Source organism: Bradyrhizobium sp. P2_E8 (assembly GCF_056403875.1).
Window position 1 is genome coordinate 1 of sequence record NZ_JBFUES010000650.1, and the last position, 4,425, is coordinate 4,425.

7 protein-coding genes are annotated in these 4,425 nt (G+C 60.7%); 3 read left to right on the forward strand and 4 right to left on the reverse strand.

Features of this window, described 5'->3' with window-relative positions; translation table 11 throughout:
* The 4 genes from AC1D00_RS28745 to AC1D00_RS28760 all read right to left on the reverse strand — a co-directional run.
* A partial coding sequence (locus AC1D00_RS28745) for an adenylate/guanylate cyclase domain-containing protein (RefSeq protein ID WP_477012991.1) occupies positions 1 to 719 on the reverse strand: 719 nt, incomplete at its 3' end.
* A 253-nt stretch (positions 720 to 972) separates the two neighbouring features.
* Positions 973 to 1,191, reverse strand: coding sequence for a hypothetical protein (locus AC1D00_RS28750; protein ID WP_135177469.1), 219 nt, complete (start codon positions 1,189 to 1,191; stop codon positions 973 to 975).
* Positions 1,192 to 2,016: 825 nt separating this feature from the next.
* Positions 2,017 to 2,220 carry a hypothetical protein gene (locus AC1D00_RS28755; RefSeq protein WP_135177477.1) on the reverse strand — a complete coding sequence of 68 codons (204 nt, stop codon included), beginning with the start codon at positions 2,218 to 2,220 and terminating at the stop codon, positions 2,017 to 2,019.
* 26 nt (positions 2,221 to 2,246) lie between these two features.
* Positions 2,247 to 2,456, reverse strand: coding sequence for a response regulator (locus AC1D00_RS28760; protein WP_135177467.1), 210 nt, complete (start codon positions 2,454 to 2,456; stop codon positions 2,247 to 2,249).
* Between the two features lie 196 nt (positions 2,457 to 2,652).
* Here AC1D00_RS28760 and AC1D00_RS28765 point away from each other — a divergent pair, with 196 nt between their 5' ends.
* From AC1D00_RS28765 to AC1D00_RS28775, 3 genes are all read left to right on the forward strand, one after another.
* Positions 2,653 to 2,958, forward strand: a complete 306-nt coding sequence (locus tag AC1D00_RS28765; protein ID WP_235885797.1) for a hypothetical protein — start codon at positions 2,653 to 2,655, stop codon at positions 2,956 to 2,958.
* On the forward strand, positions 2,939 to 3,208 hold the full coding sequence (locus AC1D00_RS28770) for a cyclase (RefSeq protein ID WP_477012992.1): 270 nt from the start codon (positions 2,939 to 2,941) through the stop codon (positions 3,206 to 3,208). Before AC1D00_RS28765 ends, AC1D00_RS28770 begins: the two co-directional genes overlap by 20 nt.
* A gap of 213 nt (positions 3,209 to 3,421) precedes the next feature.
* The gene (locus AC1D00_RS28775) at positions 3,422 to 4,360 is read left to right on the forward strand and encodes a metallophosphoesterase (protein WP_135177464.1); all 939 of its coding nucleotides are present in this window, start codon (positions 3,422 to 3,424) and stop codon (positions 4,358 to 4,360) included.
* The last annotated feature ends 65 nt before the right edge of the window (positions 4,361 to 4,425 follow it).

Consider the following 4,425-nt stretch of genomic DNA (forward strand, 5'->3'; position numbering starts at 1 on the left):
CCAATGAGCTCGCGGGTGCGGGCGGAGATCATCACCGTGCCCGGCTCGGCGAGGGCTTGCAGCCGCGCCGCGAGGTTCGGGGTATCGCCGACCACCGTCTCCTCGCGCGCCGCGCCTTCGCCGATCAACTCGCCGACAACCACCGACCCGGTCGCGATGCCGACGCGCGCCGCCAGCGTCTCGCCAGGCGCCGATCCCAGGCCGTGCACCGCCGCGACCGCCGCGAGGCCGGCCCGCACCGCGCGTTCGGCCTCATCCTCATGGGCGCGCGGGTAGCCGAAATAGGCCAGCACACCATCTCCCATGTACTTCGCCACATGCCCTTCGAATCTTCCGATCGCGCCCGCCACCGCGCTCTGATAGGTCCGCAGGACTTCGGCCATTTCCTCCGGATCGAGCCGTGCCGCGAGCGCGGTCGAGTCGACCAGGTCAACAAACATCACGGTGAGTTGGCGGCGCTCGGCCTCGGGTGCAAGCGAAGCGTTWCCAGAGGTGGCGGTAGGTACGGCCGGAATAAGGGTGGTAGCCGACATTGAGCCGGCGCGCAGTGCAGCAATGGTGGCGAGCAGCTTGCGGCGATGGCCGATCGAGACGACCCCAAGCCCGATCAGATCCTCGGCCGTTAGGTCCATGAGGACCTCGGCATCAATGTCGTTCTCCCGGAACGCCTGCTCGTACTGTCCCAGCCCCAGATCACACAGCCAGGCCCCGATATCCATGGGCTCCTCCCGGCTCTCGTCTTCAGCGCTAAGGCTGTTCCAGTCTATCTCAAAATGGCGTGCGCTGGGCGCGGTGAAACGTCACGAGCTGAGCGCGGAGGAAGGGCAGCTGTTGGCCCATCACCGAAGTGGCGGCGCACCTCACCGAGGTCCGCTCACCGAGGCATGGCAGACCAAATTTGCTCAGGTTGAGTTCTTCGCATTTTGACCCAACTGAGACATTGGCGCGGGGCTTCTGTCCCGCGTTTTGCGTTTAGGAACACGGCGGCTCTTCGCTCGCCCCGGCTGCCTCTTTGTGGATCGTGACACCCGCCGAACGTAACCCGGTCAGCAATACAGTTCTTACAGAGGCAGGATCAAATCCAATATCCTTGGCGTTTGGTGGATGTGCCTCGCTACCCTTCAATCGGAGGGCCAAGTGCAATTGCTCGCAAAGGTGCTGAACGACGAGATTGACCTGATCGTCAGTCATGATCGGCTTCTCCTGACCATCTTGCTACAGAACTAGGTAGCACACATGAAAATAGGCGGTACGCGATTGGACCGCCCAAGGATCACCCCCACGCGATGCCCATGGGCGGGTCCCCAATGGTCCGTCAATCCGGGCGGACCGGAAGTGACTAAAGGCGACTAGAACGACGCTTTTAACCCTGAGCGGACCGAGGGCTGCTCTTGCGGAATTCCGGCCTTTGGTCGATTGACTGGAATACAACGGCTTACCGTCGTCACGAAACCAGCAAGGTGGCAAATTGAAATGGCCCAGGCCGGCAGCTCGGCGGGTGGCTGAGGCTAGAGGCCGGCCCCCAACACCAACAGAACGGCACCGATTGCCATAAGGACAATGCCCGGCCAGTTCGCTCCGACCCCCAAGAATCCCACGCCGCGCCGCGTCGRCTCCAATGTATCGCCAGTGGGCCGACTAAGCGATCCCCGCCAAATAGTAGCGCGTGCCATGTACAAGATTCCGCCAAGAACGAGCAGAGCGCCAAGTCCTATCAGGACCATTCTCGCCTCCTCAATTCATAGGTGCCATGTACAACGAGTCAGGATTCAAGCGCCGGGAGGTGTGATTCGTTCCGGGCACCCTCATCCAAGCGTTTGTCGAAGGCACGAAAGCGTACGTCGACGCGAAGGTCCATCCGGACAGCCGCACCTCACTCGGACTTCGCCGGCATACGGCCCTTGCCTCCGCACTTCACGCAGCGGCCCGGATAGGTCCTGCGGCCAGGGTCGGACTCCCACGCGGGCAGGGACACCACGCCGTCGCAAGCGTCGCACCGGACTTCGATGGCGCTGGTCACGCCTCGCCCGACCCCGAGAGGATCGACGCCGGCGGCGTGGCGCGCACTGGCAGGGGCCGCTCCGCAGCCTTCAAGGGACCGGCCACCCTGGGGGCGTATCGGCCGACCAATGCCAACAGGCGGCGCCTGGTGAAGGGATCGGCCCGCTCGGCCAAAGCGCGAATGCGTTGCGTCTGTTCCTTGCAAAAGTCCTCGTCCATCACGCCACCCCCACTTACAGCGAATTTCAGTTTGGCGGCTTCAGCTCACCGGCGAGCCAGCCGACCGCGTCCGTCTGCATCGGATCCACGGCGAAGCGGACCACTTCGGTACGCTCGCAAGTCGAACACTCGAAGGTGCGCTCATCGAATCCGCGGGGGCCGGGAGAGATGCGCGCCAACGCCATCCGGTGCTTGCACACAGGACACATCGGACGCTCTTTGGTCGAGGCAGTCATCCCTCAAATCCCCGCGGCCGATCATACGCCGTCCGCAGCCGGAGTCTTCAATATTCGCGCACGAAGAACCTTCCGAGGTGCGCCAAAGGGAACGAGCCCGGTCGGCCCCGGTTGGGCCAGCAGGTTCGCGCGCAAGCGCGGCCTGCGTGGCCCCGCCCCAAGCCCCCAAAAGGCGGGGCTATGCTCGTGCGAAACGATCTTGGCCATTGCGTGCCTGTCCGCACTCGCCTTGGCCTCGCCGGTGGAAGCCAAAGGATGCATCAAGGGCGCCATCGTCGGCGGGGTCGCTGGCCACATGGCCGGACACGGCAAGCTCGGCGCCGCGGCGGGATGTGTGATCGGACATCACGCCAACGTTGGCATCAGTGCAACCCGGAAACGAATAGCTCCAAGCCGTGGCCAGTATTATGCTGGTGCTACTGGAAGTGCTGTTTCAAGCGTTCGTGGAAAGATTGTTACGACCAGTCAGGGAGGAACRTCTGATGACGACTATGTTTGTTAGRCACACGGTTTCCGACTACAAGACCTGGCGGAAGGYTTACGACGATTTTGCTCCGGTTCAGAAGGCGAAGGGCGTAACAGCCGAGGCTGTCTACCGAGCMGTCGAAAATCCCAATGACATCACAGTAACTCACGAGTTYGCYACGATTGAAGCTGCGCAAGCCTTCGCGGAGAGTGCTGAATTGAAGAATGCCATGCAGAATGCGGGAGTGGCGGGAGCTCCAACGATTTGGTTTACGAACAAGGCGTGAAGTATCGATCCCGGCCAATCGCCGGGATGTTTTTGCTGTGGTGTGCCATGTCGCCTGTTGGCCCACCGCTGACGTTCAGATTTACAACTTTGTTTGTCCGCTGAGTGCACCGGAGCGGACCTCGTCTGGATCATTCCATAACTTTCAATACGCGCAGCGACGCTCCGTGGAGCTTTCGATCACACGGTTAAGGCCGCTCAAAAGGACTAGCTGGTGGACGAAGAAATTCTGCGCAAACTCGAGATCCGTCTCGGGCCGCTCCATGCCCGGCAGCGATTGGGGATTGAGAGAGATCACGAAGCTCAGGTATTTGGCCAGGGCCTCACATTTTTTCACCTTGAAAACTCATCTTGGGCCGAGTGGATCATTCGAAATGTTCTGAAGGCAACGGGGCTCTACTGGCGTGCACGACAGAATGCAGAACGCATTCTAGTCAAACGAAACGAAATGAGCTTCAAGACACTACCGCCCCCCTTTGAGGGCTTCACCATTCTCCACGTTAGCGACCTTCACGTGGACATGAATGAAGTTGCCATGAACAGGCTCGTCGAGCTGGTTGGCAGCATGCAGTACGATGTGTGCGTCCTAACAGGCGATTATCGGGGGCGGACTGTTGGGCCGTTCCAGCCCGCGCTGGATGGTGTCGCGCGAGTGGCAACTCATCTGAAACGGCCAATCTATGCCGTGCTCGGCAACCACGATACGATTCAGATGGTTCCCGGGCTCGAAGCCATGGGCATTCGCGTGCTGCTCAATGAATGCGAACCAATCGTTCGCAAGGACCAACGGATCTATCTGGCGGGAATCGACGATGCACATTTCTTCAGAGTGGACAACATCGAAAAAGCCGCCCTCTCGATACCCCGCGGTGAGTTCTCGATCTTGTTGTCTCACACACCGGAGGTCTATCGTCAGGCTGCGCATGCCAACTTCGATCTGATGCTGAGCGGACACACCCACGGCGGTCAGATTTGTCTCCCCGGATCCATTCCCATCAAGCTCGAGGCAGTGCTGCCAAGACGGATGGGGGCTGGGCCTTGGCAGTACAGAGATATGATCGGCTATACCTCCGTTGGTGCGGGCTCGAGCGTTGTTCCCGTGCGCCTCAATTGCCCGCCGGAGATTACCTTGCACCATTTACGCCGTGGCTGACGCTGGCCTGATACGGTTCATCACGTACATGAGCCTGAAACAAAAGGTCGGGAGAGAAGTAGCTC